Consider the following 18,828-nt stretch of genomic DNA (forward strand, 5'->3'; position numbering starts at 1 on the left):
CTGTGCTCGACACCGAGGTGACACGGGCACAGCCATAACCCTCAACCTCAAGTTTAGGGTTCGGGTTGGAACCACGTGCTTCCCACCCATCGACATCCGTCGGCCTTCACAATCCAGGGGAGCCGACCCGGAAATTCGAGGCGAGAGGCCCCGACGTGGCAGCACCCCAGAACTACCTCGCGGTCATCAAGGTCGTCGGCATCGGCGGCGGCGGAGTCAACGCCATCAACCGGATGATCGAGGTCGGCCTCAAGGGCGTCGAATTCATCGCGATCAACACCGATGCCCAGGCGCTGCTGATGAGCGACGCCGACGTGAAGCTCGACGTCGGCCGCGAACTCACCCGCGGCCTCGGCGCCGGCGCCAACCCCGAGGTCGGCCGGAAGGCGGCCGAGGACCACCGCGAGGAGATCGAGGAGGTCCTCAAGGGGGCCGACATGGTCTTCGTGACGGCCGGCGAGGGCGGCGGCACCGGCACCGGCGGCGCGCCGGTGGTGGCCAACATCGCCCGCTCGCTCGGCGCCCTCACCATCGGCGTGGTCACCCGGCCGTTCACCTTCGAGGGCCGCCGCCGGGCCAACCAGGCCGAGGACGGCATCGCCAGCCTGCGCGAGCAGGTGGACACCCTGATCGTCATCCCCAACGACCGGCTGCTGTCGATCTCCGACCGCCAGGTCTCGGTGCTGGACGCGTTCCGCTCCGCCGACCAGGTGCTGCTCTCCGGCGTGCAGGGCATCACCGACCTGATCACCACCCCCGGCCTGATCAACCTGGACTTCGCGGACGTGAAGTCGGTCATGTCGGACGCCGGTTCGGCGCTGATGGGCATCGGCTCGGCCCGCGGCGAGGACCGCGCCAAGGCCGCCGCCGTGATGGCGATCTCCTCGCCGCTGCTGGAGGCGTCCATCGACGGCGCCCGCGGCGTGCTGCTCTCCATCTCCGGCGGCTCCGACCTCGGCCTGTTCGAGATCAACGAGGCCGCCCAGCTGGTCAGCGAGGCCGCCCACCCGGAGGCGAACATCATCTTCGGCGCGGTCATCGACGACGCGCTCGGCGACGAGGTCCGGGTCACCGTGATCGCCGCCGGGTTCGACGGGGGGCAGCCGCCCGCCATCGTCCGCGAGCCGGTGGTCAAGTCGACCTCCTCGTCCGCGGCGTCCTCGTCCACGCCGGCCCCGGAGCGCCCGGCCACCCGCCCGTCCTACGGCTCGATCGGCTCGGTCACCCGCGCCGAGGAGCCGTCGCGCACCGCCGAGGCGCCGGCCCCGGTGACGGCCGCCGCCCCGCCGGTGCCGCCGCAGGTCCAGCCGGTCCGGCAGCCGTACGTCGAGAGCCCCGCGGAGGAGCTCGACGTGCCGGACTTCCTCAAGTGATCGATACGTTCTCCCGACACGGTGCTCACTTCGCCTCCACCACCCGGTGGGGCGGGGTGAGCACCGCGCCGTACGGGGAGCTCAACCTCGGCGGTGCGGTGGGCGATTCGTCCGAATCCGTCAAGCAGAACCGTTTCTTCGCGGCCGGGGAGCTGGGGCTGGATCCGGCCGATGTGGTCTGGATGAACCAGGTGCACGGCGCCGAGGTCGCGGTGGTGACGGGGCGCCAGCCCGAGGGCACCGCCCCGACCGTCGACGCGGTGGTCACCGACCGCCCGCTGGCCCTGGCCGTGCTCACCGCCGACTGCACCCCGGTGCTGCTGGCGGACCCCGCCGCCGGCGTGGTCGGCGCGGCGCACGCGGGCCGACCGGGCCTGGCCGCCGGGGTCGTCCCCGCGGTGGTCGCCGCGATGCGCGAACTGGGCGCCCGCCCCGAGCGGATGCTGGCCGCGATCGGCCCCGCGGTCTGCGGCCGCTGCTACGAGGTGCCGGAGGCGATGCGCGCCGAGGTCGCCGCGCTCGTCCCGGCCGCGTACGCCGAGACCTCCTGGGGCACCCCCGCGCTGGACGTCCCCGCCGGGGCCGCCGCACAGCTCGCCGCGGCGGGCGTGCAGGATGTGGTCCGATCATCCGTCTGCACCCTCGAATCGCCGGACCACTACTCCTACCGCCGGGAGCAGCGGACCGGCCGACTCGCGAGCTACGTCTGGCTGGGGCCCTCACACTCATGACGAACGACATCTACGGTCCGTTCCCGGGCGGACCGGACTTCGCCGCCGCCCTCACCGAGGGGCAGCGCGCCCGCTACGAGCAGCTCGGCGCCAACCTCGACGTGGTCGAGCGCCGGATCGCCGACGCCTGCGCCGCGGCGGGCCGCCCGCGCGCGGAGGTCACCCTGATCGTGGTGACCAAGACCTACCCGGCCGAGGACACCGCGCTGCTCGCCGGGCTCGGCGTCACCGACGTCGCCGAGAACCGCGACCAGGACGCCGCCCCCAAGGCCGAGCTGTGCGGCCAACTCCCGCTGGACTGGCACTTCGTGGGCCAACTGCAGACCAACAAGGCCCGCTCGGTGGTCCGTTACTCCGACGTCGTGCACTCGGTGGACCGGGCCCGGCTGGTCGACTCGCTGGCCGCCGCCGTCCGCGCCGCCGAACGTTCGCCGCTGGGCTGCCTGGTGCAGGTGGCCCTGGACAAGGAGGCGGGGGAGGGCGAGCACCGCGCGGGCGTCGCCCCGGCCGAGGTGCTCGCGCTGGCGGAGAAGATCGCCGACACGCCCGGGCTGCGGCTCGACGGCGTGATGACGGTCGCCCCGCTCGCCGGCCCGCTGGCGGGCGACCCGGCGCGCGCCTTCGCGCGGCTGGCGGAAATCGCAAGCGACGTACGCGCGGCCCATCCGGCTGCAACCATGGTCTCGGCAGGGATGAGCGGGGACTTGGAGCAGGCGATCGCCGCCGGGGCGACACACGTACGCGTCGGTACGGCGGTACTCGGAGTGCGGTCACCGCTCGGGTAACGTCACCGAGTAAGTAGATCAGACTGCAGGACAAAATAGGACAGAACCTAGCAGATGATCAGTCTGCAGGTAAACCGTGGATCGCATCCGAGCGCCTCTCCGCGGTCTGACGGACCGTCGGCCTGACAGATCGTAGGGGAACCGCGGCATCCGCAGGGCGACACGGTGGGCGCATGAGCGGAGGAGACAGCAGCATGGCCGGCGCGATGCGCAAGATGGCGGTCTATCTCGGTCTGGTCGAGGACGAGACCTACGACAGCCAGGGGTACGACCCCGACGACGACTACGACGCGGACCCGGAGCCGATCCGCACCGGCCGGACCGAGGACCTCCGGGCCGCGTCCGCCCCCGCTCCCGCCGCGCCCGCCCCGCAGCCGGCGCCCGTGGCGCACATCGCGCCCCAGCCGGTGCCCGCCGCGGTGCCGATCCGGCAGGAGCAGCCGCGGATGGCTCCCGTGTCGTCCATCACATCCGAGCGCCACCGCAACCTGGAGAAGAGCACCCCGGTGATCATGCCCAAGGTCGTCAACGAACGAGAGCCGTACCGCATCACCACGCTGCACCCGAGGACCTACAACGAGGCCCGTACCATCGGGGAACAGTTCCGCGGCGGGACGCCCGTGATCATGAATTTGACCGAGATGGACGACACGGACGCCAAGCGGCTCGTAGACTTCGCCGCTGGACTGGTCTTCGGCCTGCACGGCAGTATCGAGCGCGTGACACAGAAGGTGTTCCTGCTGTCGCCTGCTAACGTCGATGTAACGGCGGAGGACAAGGCTCGGATCGCCGAGGGTGGGTTCTTCAACCAGAGCTGACCCGACCACGACTACATGTGTGGGTCTGTTGACAGAGCGTCACTGACGGTACGTCGGACAGGGAGAGGGAGACGCGATGGGGATCTTCGGTTCGGTGCTCTACTGGGTGCTGACCGTGTTCCTGCTGATCCTGCTCTTCCGACTCGTCATGGACTGGGTGTTCCAGTTCGCCCGTTCATGGCGTCCCGGGAAGCCCATGGTCGTGGTGCTGGAGGCCACGTACACTGTCACGGATCCGCCACTCAAGCTTCTTCGGCGTTTCATTCCGCCGTTGCGTCTCGGGGGCGTGGCGCTCGACCTGTCCTTCTTCGTACTGATGATCATTGTGTATGTCCTGATCTCGCTCGTGCAGCGCCTGTCGTTCTGAACGATGCGACAGGATGCCGGTCCGACGATCACGTTGAGGTGAAGAGATGCCATTGACCCCCGAGGACGTTCGGAACAAGCAGTTCACGACCGTCCGGCTGCGCGAAGGCTATGACGAGGACGAGGTCGATGCCTTCCTCGACGAGGTCGAAGCCGAGCTGACCCGCCTGCTGCGCGAGAACGAGGACCTGCGCGCCAAGCTGGCCGCCGCCACGCGTGCCGCCGCGCAGAACCAGGCGAACATGCGCAAGGAGCAGCAGGCTCCGCAGGACGGCGGCCGCCCCGGCGCCCCCGTCCCCGCCGCCATATCCGGCCCGCCGGTGCCCGGCCAGCAGGGCCCCGGTCCGCAGCAGCTCGGCGGTCCGCAGCAGCTCGGCGGCCCCCAGCAGGGGATGGGCAACCAGCAGGGCATGGGCAACCAGCAGGGCATGGGCCAGGGCATGGGCAACCAGCCGCTCGGCCTGCCCTCCGGCGCCCCGCAGCTGCCCGCCGGTCAGCAGCAGGGCATGGGCGGCCCGATGGGCAACCCGATGCAGCAGCAGATGGGCCAGACCATGGGCGGCCAGCAGCAGTTGGTCCAGCCGATGGGCGGCCAGATGCTGCAGCCGATGGGCAACCCGATGCAGCAGCAGATGGGCCAGACCATGGGCGGGCAGCAGCTCCAGCCGATGGGCGGGCAGCAGCTGCAGCCGATGGGCGGCCCGATGGGCAACCCGATGCAGCAGCAGCAGAACCCCGGTGGCGACAGCGCCGCCCGCGTCCTGGCGCTCGCCCAGCAGACCGCGGACCAGGCCATCTCCGAGGCCCGCTCCGAGGCCAACAAGATCGTCGGCGAGGCCCGCAGCCGCGCCGAGGGCCTGGAGCGGGACGCCCGTGCCAAGGCCGACGCCCTGGAGCGGGACGCCCAGGAGAAGCACCGCGTCGCGATGGGCTCGCTGGAGTCCGCCCGCGCCACCCTGGAGCGCAAGGTCGAGGACCTGCGCGCCTTCGAGCGCGAGTACCGCACGCGGCTGAAGTCCTACCTGGAGACCCAGCTGCGCCAGCTGGAGTCGCAGGCGGACGACTCGCTCGCCCCGCCGCGGATCCCCGCCACCGCGTCGCTGCCGCCGGCCGCGTCGTCGATGGCGCCCGCCGGTGCCAGCGCGATGTCCTCCCCGGCGCCGTCCTTCGGCTCCACCCCGTCCTTCGGCGGGAACCAGTCCTTCGGCGGTTCCTCCTTCGGCGGCTCGTCCGGCGCCCCGTCCTTCGGCGGTGCCTCGGCGAGCAGCGGCAACGGGGCGATGGCGCCGGCGGGCATGACCCAGCCGATGGCGGCCGTGCGGCCGCAGCCCCCGCAGCCGATGCAGCAGGCGCCCGCTCCGATGCGCGGCTTCCTGATCGACGAGGACGGCGACAACTAGCAGTAGCGCAGCGCGCAACCGAAAGGGCGCCCTTGGCCGTTGGAGGCTGGGGGCGCCCTTCGCCGTCGGCGGGTGCCGTCCGGGGAGGGCGGCCCCTGCGGCCCGGCCGGGCGCGCGGTTCCCCGCGCCCCCGGCTGTCGGCTGCCGGGCTTGCCGGCTCCTGCCGGGGGCGCGGGGAACCGCGCGGTGCGCTCACGCCTTGCGGAGGGTGAACTCCAGGGCGAGGTCCTCGTCGGCGAAGCGCGGGGCGTCGGGGTCGGTGATGGTCAGGCCGAGGGTCTCGGCGAGGACCTCGGTGGCGATCAGGGACTGGTGCTCGGTGAGGCCGGCCAGGGTGTCCCGGTCGGCGCTGGTGAGCTGGAGGTGGATCCGGTCGGTGATCTCCAGGCCGGAGTTCTTCCGGGCCTCCTGGACCTGCCGGATCGCGTCGCGGGCCACGCCGAGGCGCTTGAGCTCGGGGGTGATCGTCAGGTCGAGGGCGACGGTGGCGCCGGACTCGTTGGCGACGGCCCAGCCCTCGCGCGGGGTCTCGGTGATGATCACCTCCTCGGGGGAGAGCGCGACCGTTTCGCCGTTCAGCTCGACCGAGGTGGTGCCGGTGGCGCGCAGTTCGGCGGAGAGCCGGGCGGCGTCGGTGGCGGCGACGGCCTTGGCGACGTCCTGGACGCCCTTGCCGAAGCGCTTGCCGAGGGCGCGGAAGTTGGCCTTGGCGGAGGTGTCGACCAGCGAGCCGCCCACCTCGGCGAGGGACTCCAGCTCCAGGACGTTGAGCTCCTCGGAGATCTGGGCGCGCAGGTCGGCGGGGAGCTCCTCCCAGCCCTGGGCGGCGATCAGCGCGCGCAGCAGCGGCTGGCGGTTCTTGACGCCGCTGCCGGCCCGGGTGGCGCGGCCGAGCTCGACCAGGCGGCGCACCAGCGCCACCTGCTTGGCCAGTTCGGGGTCGACCAGGCTCTCGTCGGCGACCGGCCAGCTGCTCAGGTGGACGGAGACCGGGGCGTCCGGGACGACCGGGACGACCAGGTCCTGCCAGACCCGCTCGGTGATGAACGGGGTGAGCGGGGCCATCAGCCGGGTGACGGTCTCCAGCGCCTCGTGCAGGGTGGCCAGCGCGGCGGCGTCGCCCCGCCAGAAGCGGCGGCGGCCGCGGCGGACGTACCAGTTGGACAGGTCGTCGATGAAGCCGGACAGCAGCTTGCCGGCCCGCTGGGTGTCGTACGCCTCGTAGGCGGCGTCCACCTCGCGCACCAGGGTGTGCAGTTCGGAGAGCACCCAGCGGTCGAGCACCGGGCGGTCGGCCGGGGCCGGGTCGTTCGCGGAGGGGGCCCACTCGGCGATCCGGGCGTACACGGCCTGGAAGGAGACGGTGCTCCAGTAGGTGAGGAGGGTCTTGCGGACCACCTCCTGGATCGTGCCGTGGCCGACCCGGCGGGCCGACCAGGGGGAGCCGCCGGCGGCCATGAACCAGCGGACGGCGTCGGCGCCGTGCTGGTCCATCAGCGGGATCGGCTGCAGGATGTTGCCCAGGTGCTTGGACATCTTGCGGCCGTCCTCGGCCAGGATGTGGCCCAGGCAGACCACGTTCTCGTAGCTGTTCCTGTCGAAGACGAGCGTGCCGACGGCCATCAGCGTGTAGAACCAGCCGCGGGTCTGGTCGATCGCCTCGGAGATGAACTGCGCCGGGTAGCGCTTCTCGAACAACTCCTTGTTGCGGTACGGGTACCCGTACTGCGCGAACGGCATCGAGCCCGAGTCGTACCAGGCGTCGATCACCTCGGGCACCCGGACCGCGGTGGTGGAGCACTGCGGGCAGGGGAAGGTGACCTCGTCGATGTACGGGCGGTGCGGGTCCAGGCCGGACTGGTCGGTGCCGGTCAGCTCGGAGAGCTGGGCGAGCGAGCCGACGCAGGTCAGGTGGTCGTCGGCGCAGCGCCAGATCGGCAGCGGGGTGCCCCAGTAGCGGTTGCGGGACAGCGCCCAGTCGATGTTGTTGTTCAGCCAGTCGCCGAAGCGGCCGTGCTTGACCGTCTCCGGGTACCAGTTGGTGGCCTCGTTCTCGCGGATCATCGCGTCCTTGACGGCGGTGGTCCGGATGTACCAGGACGGCTGCGCGTAGTAGAGCAGCGCGGTGTGGCAGCGCCAGCAGTGCGGGTAGCTGTGCTCGTACGGGAGGTGGCGGAACAGCAGGCCGCGGGCCTGCAGGTCGGCGACCAGGGTCTCGTCGGCCTTCTTGAAGAACACCCCGCCGACCAGCGGCACCTCGGGCGCGAAGGTGCCGTCGGTCTCCACCGGGTTGACCACGGGCAGGCCGTAGCGGCGGCAGGTGGCGAGGTCGTCGGCGCCGAAGGCGGGCGACTGGTGGACGATGCCGGTGCCGTCCTCGGTGGTGACGTAGTCGGCGGTCAGCACGTAGTGCGCGTCCGGGATCTCGACGAGCTCGAACGGCCGCCGGTAGGCCCAGCGCTCCATCTCGGCGCCGGTGAAGGACTCGCCGGTGGCCTCCCAGCCCTCGCCGAGGGCCTTGGCCAGCAGCGGTTCGGCGACCACCAGGCGCTCGGTGCCGTCGGTGGCGACCACGTAGGTCACCTCGGGGTGCACGGCGGCGGCGGTGTTGGAGACCAGCGTCCAGGGCGTGGTGGTCCACACCAGCAGGGCGGCGGTGCCGGCCAGCGGGCCGGAGGTGAGCGGGAAGCGGACGAACACCGAGGGGTCGACCACGGTCTCGTAGCCCTGGGCCAGCTCGTGGTCGGACAGGCCGGTGCCGCAGCGCGGGCACCAGGGGGCGACCCGGTGGTCCTGGACCAGCAGGCCCTTGTCGAAGATCTGCTGCAGCGACCACCAGACCGACTCGATGTAGGACGGGTCCATGGTGCGGTAGGCCTGGTCGAGGTCGACCCAGTAGCCCATCCGCTCGGTCAGCTCGGCGAACGCGTCGGTGTGCCGGGTCACCGACTCGCGGCACTTGGCGTTGAACTCGGCGATGCCGTACTTCTCGATGTCCGGCTTGCCGGAGAAGCCCAGTTCCTTCTCCACCGCGAGCTCGACCGGCAGGCCGTGGCAGTCCCAGCCGGCCTTGCGGGCCACGTGGTAGCCCTTCATGGTGCGGAAGCGCGGGAAGACGTCCTTGAAGACGCGGGCCTCGATGTGGTGCGCGCCCGGCATGCCGTTGGCGGTGGGCGGGCCCTCGTAGAACACCCACTCGGGGCGGCCCTCGGACTGCTCCAGGCTGCGCTGGAAGACCCCGTTGTCCTGCCAGAAGGAGAGGATCCCGTGCTCGAGCGCGGGCAGGTCGACGGTGTTCGGGACGGCGTTGTAGACGGGGGGCATGGCGGGCGTTCAACCTCCGGCGGATGCGTGGACTGGCTCCGACGGAGGGACGAGACGGCGAGCCGCCCCGCGGTACCACCCTCCTTGACCGCGCGCGCTGCGGCCCTCTCTTTGGGTTTGCGGCCGGTTCTACCGGGCCCGTGACCGGGCCGTTCTTCCGGCGGCTCCGGGGTGATCTTCCCGCCGCGCACACCCCCGGGCTCACACCGCCCCCGGGTCGCTCCTGGCTGCGTACGTCGGTACTCGTCCCATCTGCGCCTTGCAGGGCCCAGTGTATCGGCCCCCGCAAGCGGCTTTGTGCACCCGCGAGCCGGGGCCGGGTGGTTAGCCGGGGGCGATCTGGGCACAACTTGTGCAGCGCCGGCCCGACGGCGGCTGCGCGGGTGGGATCGGTGAGGCGCTTCGGTATGTCCCGTTGTGGGGCGATTCGATGGGGTTTATCGTTCCGGGACCGGCAAGATCGTCGGGAACCGACGCTTCTGATCATTCGTGAATGAGGTCGAAAGCCATGGCTGAGAAAGCGACAGGAACCGTGACCAGGAGGTCGCGCGAGGCCGTGGCGGGCGACCCAGGGGAGGGGACCGTGAGTACTGCGCGGCGAAAGACCGGCACCACCGGACACACCGCGGCGAGCAGCCGCACCCACGTGCCGGCGGGCACCGGAGCCCGCGGCGGCGCCGAGGCGGTCGACCCGGCCGAGCTGCCGGTCCGCCCCGGCGAGGACCCGTGGACGGCCGAGGAGGTGGCCGAGCTGCACGAGGAGCTGGCCGCCGACATCGTCCGGCTGCGGGCCGAGATCGAGGCCTCCGAGGCCGCCGTCGCCGGTCTGATGCGGGACTCCAACGACGGTGCGGGCGACGACCAGGTCGACGCCGGCACCAAGAACATCAACCGGGAGAGCGAGCTCGCGCTCGCCAGCAACGCCCGCGACAGCCTCGCCCAGACCGAGCGCGCCCTGGCCCGGCTGGAGGGCACCGGCTTCGGCCTGTGCGAGTCCTGCGGCCAGCCCGTCGGGAAGGCCCGCCTGCAGGCCTTCCCGCGCGCCACGCTCTGCGTCAGCTGCAAGGCCAAGCAGGAACGCCGCTGACCGCGGATGCCGGTCGGCCGTCCCCGCGGGCCGGAGGTTTCCGGCCGCGGCGGCCAACGGGGCGGGTGGTGCCGTACCCTCGTCCCCAGTACGTCGACCGGCATTCCACCCGGCATTCCACACGGCAGCGGAGCGGATCATCAGCACGCCAGGTTCCCACCAGACCCAGGACGACGCCGTCCCCACCGCCCCACCCAGCGGGGCGGGTGAGCAGCCGGTGAGCCGCCCGGCGGCCGAGCCGGAACACCCGGCCGACGAGGCCGGCGCGACCGCGGCCGAGGGCGCCCGGGTGGTGGTCCGCCGCCGCCGGATCAGCCTGCTGCTGGCCGTCGCGGTGCTCGCCTACCTGATCGACCTCGGCTCCAAGCTGCTGGTGGTCTCCGAACTGGAGGGCCGCAGCGAGCCGATCAAGGTGATCGGCGACTGGATGACCTTCCAGGTGATCCGCAACGGCGGCGCCGCGTTCGGCATGGGCCAGGCGATGACGGTGCTGTTCACCGCGATCGCGGCCGGCGTCATCGTGGTGATCTGGCGGATTGCCCGCCGCCTGTACAGCCTGCCCTGGGCGATCGCGCTGGGCCTGCTGCTCGGCGGCGCGCTCGGCAACCTCACCGACCGGCTGTTCCGCTCCCCGTCGGTGTTCCGCGGGCACGTGGTCGACTTCATCTCGGTCCAGCACTTCGCGGTCTTCAACCTGGCCGACTCGGCGATCGTCTGCGGCGGCATCCTGGTGGTGCTGCTCTCCTTCCGCGGCTCCAACCCGGACGGCACCGTGCACGGCGCCCCGGCGAAGAAGCAGCCGGCGGAGCAGGACGGCGGCAGCGAGGGCTGAGCCCGCGCCGCCCCGCGCCCGCGGTGCCCGCCGGACCAGGTCCGGCGGGCACCGGTGTGTCCGGGGCCGTCCGACCGGGCAGAGTGCTCCGGGACGGGGCGGCGGCCGGGGAGGGCGCGTGGGGTGGGACTGGTTCCTGAGGCTGTGGTGCGCGGCGTGGGGCGCGGTGGCGCTGGTCGGCGCGGTGCGCTCGCTGGCCGGGGTGACGAAGGCGCAGCGGACGGTCCGGCTGACCGGGCGGATCCGGGCGGTCGGGGTGCCGCGGCACGGCGCCTCGCGGATCGGCGGCATCCCGCTGGAGGTGTCGTACCGGGACCCGGACAGCGGGCGGGAGGTCGTCGTCACGGACGACGAGGGGCGCGGCGAGACGGTCGCCGCGGCCTGGGCGGGCCGGGAGATCGGGGTCGGCCACCCGCGGGGCCGGCCGCACGAGTTCGGGTTCGCCGACGCGCCGCAGCCGCCCTCCCGCGGCCTGGCCGGGCCCGCCGCCGCGCTGTTCGCGGCCTACGCGGGCCTGGTGGCGCTGGCCGCGCTGCACCGGGGGTGGCCGTGGGCGCTGGTCGGCGGCGCGGGCCCGTGGGCGCTGTCCGGCCTCTGGCACCTGCCGGGGGCCGTCCGGGACCGGCGGGGCAGGCGGGAGCGGCTGGCCGCGATGGACGCGGTGCCGGGCCGGATCGTCGCGGTGTTCCGGGACGTCCGGACCGACGAGGAGAGCGGCTCCGTGCTGACCACCCGTACCCCGGTGGTGGCGTTCACCACCCGCGACGGCACCGCCGTCACCGCGCACTGCACCGCGCACCTCGCCGACCCGGCCCGGGCGCGGGGGCGCGAGGTGACGGTGCACCACACGCCCGCGAACCCGGCCGAGTTCACCCTGGACCCGGCGGCCGACCGGCGCTCGTGGGCCTGGGACGTCGCGGTGCACGTCGCCGCCGTGGTGGTGCTGGCGGCGACGGCCGCGGTGGGCGCGGTGCTGCTGCTGCGCTGAGGCTCAGGCGGTGAGCAGGGCGGTGATCTCCTCGGCCAGCTCCGGGCCGAGCCGGCCCCAGCCCTCCTTGTAGCCGTAGACCGAGGCCAGCGTGCGGGCCTCGTAGTCGCCGTTCAGCACCTCGATGTCCTCGGGGGTGATCAGCGACGGGTGGGCGACGCCGACGGCCGAGGAGACCTTGGTCAACTCCCGGCGCAGGGTGCGCAGGTAGACCGCGGCCCGGGTGGCCTTGGAGGCCGGGTCGATGCCGCGGGCCAGCCACGGGTTCTGGGTGGCGATGCCGGTCGGGCAGCGGTCGGTGTGGCACTTCTGGGCCTGGATGCAGCCGATCGACAGCATCGCCTCGCGGGCCACGTTGACCATGTCGGCGCCCAGCGCGAAGGCCACCGCGGCGTTCTCGGGCAGGCCGAGCTTGCCGGAGCCGATGAAGGTCAGCCGGTCGGTCAGGCCCAGCTCGGCGAAGGTGCCGTAGACCCGGGAGAAGCCCATCCGGAACGGCAGCGACACCGAGTCGGCGAACATCCGCGGGGCCGCGCCGGTGCCGCCCTCGCCGCCGTCGACGGTCACGAAGTCCACGCCGCGGTCGCCGCGGGCCGTCATCGAGGCCAGCTCCTGCCAGAAGCCCAGCTCGCCGACCGCGCTCTTGATGCCGACCGGCAGGCCGGTCTCGGCGGCCAGCAGCTCGACGAAGTCCAGCATCGAGTCGGCGTCGCCGAACGCGCTGTGCCGGGACGGCGAGGCACAGTCCCGCCCGACCGGGATGCCGCGGATCTCGGCGATCTCCGGCGTCACCTTGGCGCCCGGCAGCATGCCGCCCAGGCCCGGCTTGGCGCCCTGCGAGAGCTTGATCTCGATCGCCCGGACCGGGGCGGACGCCACCACCTCCTTGAGCTTGCCGAGGTCGAAGCTGCCGTCCTCGTTGCGGCACCCGAAGTACGAGGTGCCCAGCTGCAGCACCAGGTCGCCGCCGCCCTTGCGGTGGTACGGGGACAGGCCGCCCTCGCCGGTGTTGTGCAGCGCGCCGGCCTGCGCCGCGCCCTCGTTCAGGGCGGTGATCGCGGCGCCGGAGAGCGAGCCGAAGCTCATCGCGGAGATGTTCACCACGCTGCTCGGGCGGAACGCCCCGGCGCGCCCGCGCGGGCCGCCCAGCACCTTGGCCGAGGGCAGCGGCGCCTGCGGGTCGTGGGCGTCGGGCAGCGGGCCGGCGAAGGTGCGCTGCTTCAGGTAGGCGTGGCCCTGCACGTGCGCGACGTCCACCTCGGTGCCGAACCCGGAGTAGTTGTTCTCCTCCTTGGCCGAGGCGTAGATCCAGCTGCGCTGGTCGCGGCTGAACGGACGCTCCTCCTCGTTGGAGGTCACGATGTACTGCCGCAGCTCCGGGCCGATCCGCTCCAGCAGGTAGCGGGCGTGCCCGGCCACCGGGAAGTTGCGCAGCAGCGCGTGCCGCTTCTGGAGCAGGTCGCGGGCGGCGAGCGCGGCCACCGCGGCCGCGGCGGCGGTGCCTATCGTGCGGGCCTTCATGGGACTTCCCCCTCGTGTTCGGCCCCGTCCCCGTCGACCGGGCCGTCGTGTGGTGGTGCAGACCGATGCTAGGAGGCGGGCCCGGGCGGTCGGCGGCCAGGGCCCGGAGGGGCCCGGAGGGGCTCCGGCCGGTGCGCGGCGGGGCCTCGGGCGGGGTGCGGGGCGGGGGCCGGTGGGGTCGGGGGGAGGTGCGGGTCGGGCATACTCGGGTGGGTGAGTATCGCAGCGCAGACCCGTAGCCTCCCCGTACCCGACGGCCTGGAGGGCGAGCGGCTGGACGCCGCCCTGGCCCGGATGTTCGGGTTCTCCCGCACCAAGGCCGCCGAACTCGCCGCCGAGGGCAAGGTGACGCTGGACGGCGCGGTCGCCGGGAAGTCGGACCGGGTCACCGCCGGGTCCTGGCTGGAGGTCGAGATCCCGGCCCCGGCGGCGCCGGTGCAGATCGTCGCCGAGGCCGTCGAGGGCATGCGGATCATCCACGACGACGACCACGTCGTGGTGATCGACAAGCCGGTCGGCGTGGCCGCGCACCCCAGCCCCGGCTGGACCGGCCCCACCGTGATCGGCGGTCTGGCCGCGGCCGGCTACCGGATCTCCACCTCGGGCGCCGCCGAGCGCCAGGGCGTCGTGCACCGGCTGGACGTCGGCACCTCCGGGATCATGGTGGTCGCCAAGTCCGAGCGGGCCTACACCGACCTGAAGCGGCAGTTCCACGACCGGGTCACCGAGAAGAAGTACAACGCGCTGGTCCAGGGCCACCCCGACCCGCTGTCCGGCACCGTGGACGCGCCGATCGGCCGGCACCCCAGCAGCGACTGGAAGTGGGCCGTCACCCGGGACGGCAAGCCGTCCGTCACGCACTACGACCTGATCGAGGCGTACCGGGCCGCGTCGCTGCTGGACATCAAGCTGGAGACCGGCCGCACCCACCAGATCCGGGTGCACATGTCGGCGCTGCGCCACCCCTGCGTCGGCGACCTGACCTACGGCGCGGACCCGACGCTGGCCAAGCGGCTGGGCCTGACCCGGCAGTGGCTGCACGCCGTCTCGCTGGGCTTCGAGCACCCCGAGGACGGGCGCTGGGTGGAGTTCACCTCCACCTACCCGGAGGACCTGCAGCACGCGCTGGACGTCATCGCGGCGGAGAGCTGAGATGGGCACCCCGCTGACGGGCGTGTCGATCCGGGTGGTCGACGGGGACGCGGAGATGGCGCTGGCGCGCGGCGTGCGGCACGAGGTGTTCGTGGTCGAGCAGGACGTGCCGCCGGAGCTGGAGTACGACGAGTACGACGCCACCTCGGCGCACCTGCTGGCCGTCGGCCCCGACGGCGCGGCGCTCGGCACCGCCCGGCTGATCCACGGCGCCGAGGCGCTGGCGATGACCGGCGGCACCGAGGGCCGGGTGCTGCTCGGCCGGCTCGCCGTGGTCGCCGCCGCCCGCGGCACCGGCCTCGGCGCGCGACTGGTGCGCGCGGTCGAGGAGTTGGGCCGCGAGCACGGGGCGCGCGAGGTCGAGCTGCACGCGCAGGTGCAGGCGCTCGGGTTCTACGAGCGGCTCGGGTACGCGGCCGAGGGGCCGGTGTACGACGACGCCGGGATCCCGCACCGGACCATGACCCGGGTGCTGTAGCGGCTGGGCGGTCCTGCCGCGCGTTCAGTCGGTGCGCACGCGCGGCAGGGACTCCGGGTGCTGGTCGCGCAGGTACGCCAGCAGGTGTTCGCGGGCGGCGAGCCGGAGGGCGGCGGTGGTGTCCGGGTCGCGGGCGGTCATGGTGGCGCGGACCACGACGGTGGACGGGGTGGTGTCGGAGACGGCGAGGGACCAGTCCCGGCCGTCCCAGAGCCCGCTGCCGGCCAGGTAGCGCCCCAGTTCGGCGCGCAGCGCGTCGACGGGGGTGCGGTGGTCGAGGTGGAGCAGGACCCAGCCGAGCAGGCCGGGGTCGCGGCGGGTCCAGTTCTCGTAGGGCCTGGAGACGAAGTAGGAGACCGGGACGACCAGGCGGCGCTCGTCCCACAGCCGCAGCACCAGGTAGGAGAGGGTGATCTCCTCGACGGTGCCCTGCTGGCCGTCCACCACGACGGTGTCGCCGATCCGGACGGTGTCGCTGAAGGCGATCTGCAGGCCGGCGAAGAAGTTGCCGAGCGCGGACTGGGCGGCGATGCCCGCGATGATGCCGATGATGCCGGCGGAGGCGAGCAGGCTGGCGCCGACGGTGCGCATGGCGTCGAAGGTGAGCAGCAGGGCGCCGGCGGTGACCGTCCAGAGCACGGCGGAGCCGACCCGGCGGACCAGGCCGAGCTGGGTGCGCACCCGCTGGATGCGGGAGGCGTCCTCGGTGACCGTCTGGTAGCGGCTGAAGGCGGCTTCGACGACGGCGGCCAGCACCCGGACGGTCAGCCAGCCGAGCGAGCCGATCAGCACCAGCAGGACGCCGTGCCGGAGCGCGTCGTCGTCGCTGTGGAAGATCCGGCGCACCGGCCGGGCGGCGAGCAGCAGGGCGGAGAGCAGCACCAGTTGGAGCGGGACGCGGCAGCGGCGCAGCTGGGCCCAGACCGGGGCGTCGGGGTGGCGGGCGTCGAGGCGCTGGAGGGTCTGGTCGACCAGCCAGCCGGCGAACAGGGTGGCGAAGACGGCGGTGAGCAGGCTGGCGAGCGGCCAGAGCACGGGTCACCTCGCTGGCGTCCGGCAACGGGGGGATTCGCACCCTATCGTGGGGGATCGTGGCGGTTCGTCAGCCGGGCCGGGGAGGGGCCGTACCGGATCGTCGGCGGGCTGATGGGTTCCTTACCTGCCGCCCGGTTAGGATCACCGCCATGGGCTTCGGTGGGGCGTGGCGAAGGTGGCTGACCCGGCGCAGGGCGGTGCTGGCCGGTGCGGTGGCGGCCGCGCTGCTGGTCGGCGGCGGGGCGGTCGCGGTGGCGGGGCAGCCGGAGCGGGTGCACCGGGAGGACCGGTTCCTGGACCTGCCGGAGAGCGCGGGCAGCCCGGAGACCGTCCGGATCGACACCTCGTTCTTCACCGCGGGCGGCTCCGGGCGGCGGCCGGCCGTGCTGCTGGCGCACGGCTTCGGCGGCTCCAAGGACGAACTGCGCTCCCGCGCCGAGGAGTTGGCCCGGCACGGGTACGCGGTGCTGACCTGGTCGGCGCGCGGGTTCGGGAAGTCGACCGGGCAGATCGGGCTGAACCAGCCCGAACGCGAGGTCGCCGACGTCTCCCGGCTGGTGGACTGGCTGGCCCAGCGCCCCGAGGTTCAGCTCGACGGGCCCGGCGACCCGCGGGTCGGCGTGACCGGCGCCTCGTACGGCGGCGCGGTGTCGCTGCTGGCCGCCGGGTACGACAGCCGGATCGACGCGATCGCCCCGCAGATCACCTGGTTCGACCTGGCCGACGCGCTGTTCCCGCAGGCCGCGCAGGGCAGTTCGGCCGCCGACGGGGTCTTCAAGAAGCTGTGGGCCGGGATCTTCTTCACCACCGGTTCCTCGGCCGCCTTCGGCGACGGCTCCGCCGCCCCGGCCGGCTCGACCGCTCCGGCCGCCCCGGCCGCCGGGCCGGTGGGCTGCGGGCGGTTCCGCGAAGAGCTGTGCGCGATGTACAACCGGGTCGCGGCCGCCGGACGGCCGGACGCCGACGCGGTGAAGCTGCTGGAGCACTCCAGCCCCGCCTCGGTGGCCGACCGGATCAAGGTCCCGACCCTGGTCGTCCAGGGCCAGCAGGACTCGCTCTTCCCGCTCGACCAGGGCGACCGGATCGCCAAGGCGGTCGCCGCCAACGGCGCCCCCGTCGCGGTGGACTGGTTCGGCGCCGGCCACGACGGCGGCCAGGAGACCAGCACCCGCGCCGACGCCCGGGTCACCGCCTGGTTCGACCACTACCTCAGGGGCACCGGCGCGGACACCGGCCCCGCGTTCCGGGTCACTCGCACCGGCGGCGTCGACTCGACCGGCTTCCAGGCCGTGCTGCGCGGCGCCGACGCCGGCGCCTACCCCGGCCTGGACGGCACGGCCCGGCAGGAGGTCGCGCTGACCGGCCGGGAGCAGCGGATCGCCAACCCGCCCGGCGGGGCCCCGCCGAACATCTCCACCCTGCCCGGCATCGGCGCCCTGGCCCAGCTCTCCTCCGTCGGGGCGGGCCTGTCGATCGACTTCCCCGGCCAGTTCGCCTCCTTCGACTCCCAGCCGCTCGGCAGCGCCCTGCACCTGACCGGCGCCCCCGCCGTCCAGGTGCGGGTGAAGGCCGACACCCCCGAGGCGGTGCTGTTCGCCAAGCTGTACGACGTCGCCCCCGACGGCAAGCAGACCCTGCCGCAGCAGCTCGTCGCCCCGCTGCGGGTGACCGGCGCGGACGCCGACGGCGGCCGGACCGTGCGGGTCGCGCTGCCCGCCGTCGACCACGAGTTCCCGGCCGGGCACCGGCTGCGGCTGGTGCTGGCCAGCACCGACCTGGCGTACGCCTCGCCCGCGCAGGCCGCCACCTACACCGTCTCCGCGGTCGGCCCGCTGAGCGTCCCGACGGTGCCCGGGCTGCGCACCGAGGCCGCGCCGCTGCCGAACCGCACCTGGGTGCTGCCGCTGGTCGCGCTGGCACTCGGCGCGCTGCTGGTGCTCGCCCGGCGGCGCCGCGACACCACCCCCGCCCCGGACCCGGCGCTCGCCGACGTGCCGCTGCAGATCACCGGCCTGGCGAAGAAGTACAAGGGGGCCACCGACCGGTACGCGGTGCGCGACCTGTCCTTCCGGGTGGAGACCGGGCAGGTGCTCGGCCTGCTCGGCCCCAACGGCGCGGGCAAGACCACCACGCTGCGGATGCTGATGGGCCTGATCCGCCCCGACGCGGGCGAGATCCGGGTCTTCGGCCACGCGATCAGGCCCGGCGCGCCGGTGCTCTCCCGGGTCGGCGCGTTCGTCGAGGGCGCCGGCTTCCTGCCGCACCTGTCCGGACGGGCCAACCTGGAGTCGTACTGGGCGGCCACCGGACGGCCCGTCGAGGACGCGCACTTCGCCGAGGCGCTGGAGATCGCCGGCCTCGGCGAGGCCCTGGAACGCGCCGTCCGCACCTACTCGCAGGGCATGCGGCAGCGCCTCGCCATCGCCCAGGCCATGCTCGGCCTGCCCGACCTGCTGATCCTCGACGAACCCACCAACGGGCTCGACCCGCCGCAGATCCGCGAGATGCGCGAGGTGATGGTCCGCTACGCCGCCGCCGGACGCACCGTCATCGTCTCCAGCCACCTGCTGGCCGAGGTCGAGCAGTCCTGCACCCACCTGGTGGTGATGGAACGCGGGCAGCTCGTGGTCGCCGGGCCGACCACGGAGATCACCGGCGCGGGCGAGCAACTGCTGGTGTCCGTCGAGCCGGGCTTCGACGGGGGCGAGGCGGTCGCCGAGAAGCTGGCCGCGCTGGACGGCATCGCGCAGGCGCAGGCCGTGGACGCCGGACTGCTGGTCCGGCTGGACGGCCTGCCCGCGAGCCGGCTGACCGCCGAACTGGTGCGCCTGGGCGTGCCGGTGACCGGCATCGGCCCGCAGCGGCGGCTCGAGGACGCGTTCCTGTCCCTGATCCGGGGGGCCGGGGCATGAGCGGGGGCGTCGGGGACGGGGTCAGT

Annotated in this window: 15 protein-coding genes; 12 read left to right on the forward strand and 3 right to left on the reverse strand. The window is 73.4% G+C overall.

All coding sequences use genetic code 11. From position 1 onward, the window contains the following. Positions 1–155: 155 nt before the first annotated feature. From ftsZ to EDD39_RS15390, 6 genes are all read left to right on the forward strand, one after another. A complete protein-coding gene (gene ftsZ, locus EDD39_RS15365) occupies positions 156–1,373 on the forward strand; it encodes a cell division protein FtsZ (protein ID WP_123556472.1) in 1,218 nt (405 codons plus the stop codon). Continuing rightward, on the forward strand, positions 1,370–2,104 hold the full coding sequence (gene pgeF, locus EDD39_RS15370) for a peptidoglycan editing factor PgeF (protein ID WP_123556474.1): 735 nt from the start codon (positions 1,370–1,372) through the stop codon (positions 2,102–2,104). Before ftsZ ends, pgeF begins: the two co-directional genes overlap by 4 nt. Next, positions 2,101–2,889 (forward strand): YggS family pyridoxal phosphate-dependent enzyme, encoded by a 789-nt coding sequence (locus EDD39_RS15375; RefSeq protein WP_123556476.1) that lies wholly within the window; start codon positions 2,101–2,103, stop codon positions 2,887–2,889. Before pgeF ends, EDD39_RS15375 begins: the two co-directional genes overlap by 4 nt. Positions 2,890–3,083: 194 nt before the next feature. Then, positions 3,084–3,707 (forward strand): cell division protein SepF, encoded by a 624-nt coding sequence (locus EDD39_RS15380; RefSeq protein ID WP_123556478.1) that lies wholly within the window; start codon positions 3,084–3,086, stop codon positions 3,705–3,707. A gap of 76 nt (positions 3,708–3,783) precedes the next feature. Beyond that, complete coding sequence (locus tag EDD39_RS15385) at positions 3,784–4,074, forward strand: YggT family protein (RefSeq protein WP_030463138.1); 291 nt, start codon at positions 3,784–3,786, stop codon at positions 4,072–4,074. 46 nt (positions 4,075–4,120) lie between these two features. Beyond that, on the forward strand, positions 4,121–5,473 hold the full coding sequence (locus EDD39_RS15390) for a DivIVA domain-containing protein (RefSeq protein WP_123556480.1): 1,353 nt from the start codon (positions 4,121–4,123) through the stop codon (positions 5,471–5,473). Between the two features lie 192 nt (positions 5,474–5,665). On the opposite strand, the gene ileS is transcribed toward EDD39_RS15390, so the two are convergent. Then, on the reverse strand, positions 5,666–8,797 hold the full coding sequence (ileS, locus tag EDD39_RS15395; protein ID WP_123556482.1) for an isoleucine--tRNA ligase: 3,132 nt from the start codon (positions 8,795–8,797) through the stop codon (positions 5,666–5,668). Between the two features lie 583 nt (positions 8,798–9,380). Between ileS and EDD39_RS15405 the strand changes: the two genes are divergently transcribed. From EDD39_RS15405 to EDD39_RS15415, 3 genes are all read left to right on the forward strand, one after another. Continuing rightward, positions 9,381–9,884 (forward strand): TraR/DksA family transcriptional regulator, encoded by a 504-nt coding sequence (locus EDD39_RS15405; RefSeq protein WP_244256740.1) that lies wholly within the window; start codon positions 9,381–9,383, stop codon positions 9,882–9,884. A 136-nt stretch (positions 9,885–10,020) separates the two neighbouring features. Continuing rightward, positions 10,021–10,716, forward strand: coding sequence for a signal peptidase II (gene lspA, locus EDD39_RS15410; protein ID WP_123560465.1), 696 nt, complete (start codon positions 10,021–10,023; stop codon positions 10,714–10,716). A gap of 118 nt (positions 10,717–10,834) precedes the next feature. After that, positions 10,835–11,704, forward strand: coding sequence for a DUF3592 domain-containing protein (locus EDD39_RS15415; protein ID WP_123556488.1), 870 nt, complete (start codon positions 10,835–10,837; stop codon positions 11,702–11,704). Between the two features lie 3 nt (positions 11,705–11,707). On the opposite strand, the gene EDD39_RS15420 is transcribed toward EDD39_RS15415, so the two are convergent. Beyond that, complete coding sequence (locus EDD39_RS15420; RefSeq protein WP_123556490.1) at positions 11,708–13,225, reverse strand: FMN-binding glutamate synthase family protein; 1,518 nt, start codon at positions 13,223–13,225, stop codon at positions 11,708–11,710. A 213-nt stretch (positions 13,226–13,438) separates the two neighbouring features. Between EDD39_RS15420 and EDD39_RS15425 the strand changes: the two genes are divergently transcribed. Then, positions 13,439–14,377: an RluA family pseudouridine synthase gene (locus EDD39_RS15425; RefSeq protein WP_123556492.1), complete on the forward strand. Its 939-nt coding sequence runs from the start codon at positions 13,439–13,441 to the stop codon at positions 14,375–14,377. 1 nt (position 14,378) lies between these two features. Further along, positions 14,379–14,855 (forward strand): GNAT family N-acetyltransferase, encoded by a 477-nt coding sequence (locus EDD39_RS15430; RefSeq protein ID WP_123556494.1) that lies wholly within the window; start codon positions 14,379–14,381, stop codon positions 14,853–14,855. Positions 14,856–14,879: 24 nt separating this feature from the next. Here the strand turns inward: EDD39_RS15430 and EDD39_RS15435 are convergent, their stop codons facing one another. Continuing rightward, positions 14,880–15,890 (reverse strand): mechanosensitive ion channel family protein, encoded by a 1,011-nt coding sequence (locus EDD39_RS15435; RefSeq protein ID WP_123556496.1) that lies wholly within the window; start codon positions 15,888–15,890, stop codon positions 14,880–14,882. 149 nt (positions 15,891–16,039) lie between these two features. Here EDD39_RS15435 and EDD39_RS15440 point away from each other — a divergent pair, with 149 nt between their 5' ends. Further along, positions 16,040–18,802, forward strand: coding sequence for an alpha/beta fold hydrolase (locus tag EDD39_RS15440; RefSeq protein ID WP_123556498.1), 2,763 nt, complete (start codon positions 16,040–16,042; stop codon positions 18,800–18,802). Positions 18,803–18,828 lie beyond the last annotated feature (26 nt).

The sequence above is a fragment of the Kitasatospora cineracea genome (assembly GCF_003751605.1).
Classification (GTDB): Bacteria; Actinomycetota; Actinomycetes; order Streptomycetales; family Streptomycetaceae; genus Kitasatospora; species Kitasatospora cineracea.

Bases quoted from the DNA above. Each gene is read 5' to 3' on its own strand.
- EDD39_RS15375 (WP_123556476.1), top strand. From the start codon at position 2,101: ATGACGAACGACATCTACGGTCCGTTCCCGGGCGGACCGGACTTCGCC.
- EDD39_RS15380 (WP_123556478.1), top strand. From the start codon at position 3,084: ATGGCCGGCGCGATGCGCAAGATGGCGGTCTATCTCGGTCTGGTCGAG.
- EDD39_RS15385 (WP_030463138.1), top strand. From the start codon at position 3,784: ATGGGGATCTTCGGTTCGGTGCTCTACTGGGTGCTGACCGTGTTCCTG.
- EDD39_RS15390 (WP_123556480.1), top strand. From the start codon at position 4,121: ATGCCATTGACCCCCGAGGACGTTCGGAACAAGCAGTTCACGACCGTC.
- ileS (WP_123556482.1), bottom strand. From the start codon at position 8,797: ATGCCCCCCGTCTACAACGCCGTCCCGAACACCGTCGACCTGCCCGCG.
- EDD39_RS15420 (WP_123556490.1), bottom strand. From the start codon at position 13,225: ATGAAGGCCCGCACGATAGGCACCGCCGCCGCGGCCGCGGTGGCCGCG.
- EDD39_RS15430 (WP_123556494.1), top strand. From the start codon at position 14,379: ATGGGCACCCCGCTGACGGGCGTGTCGATCCGGGTGGTCGACGGGGAC.
- EDD39_RS15440 (WP_123556498.1), top strand. From the start codon at position 16,040: ATGGGCTTCGGTGGGGCGTGGCGAAGGTGGCTGACCCGGCGCAGGGCG.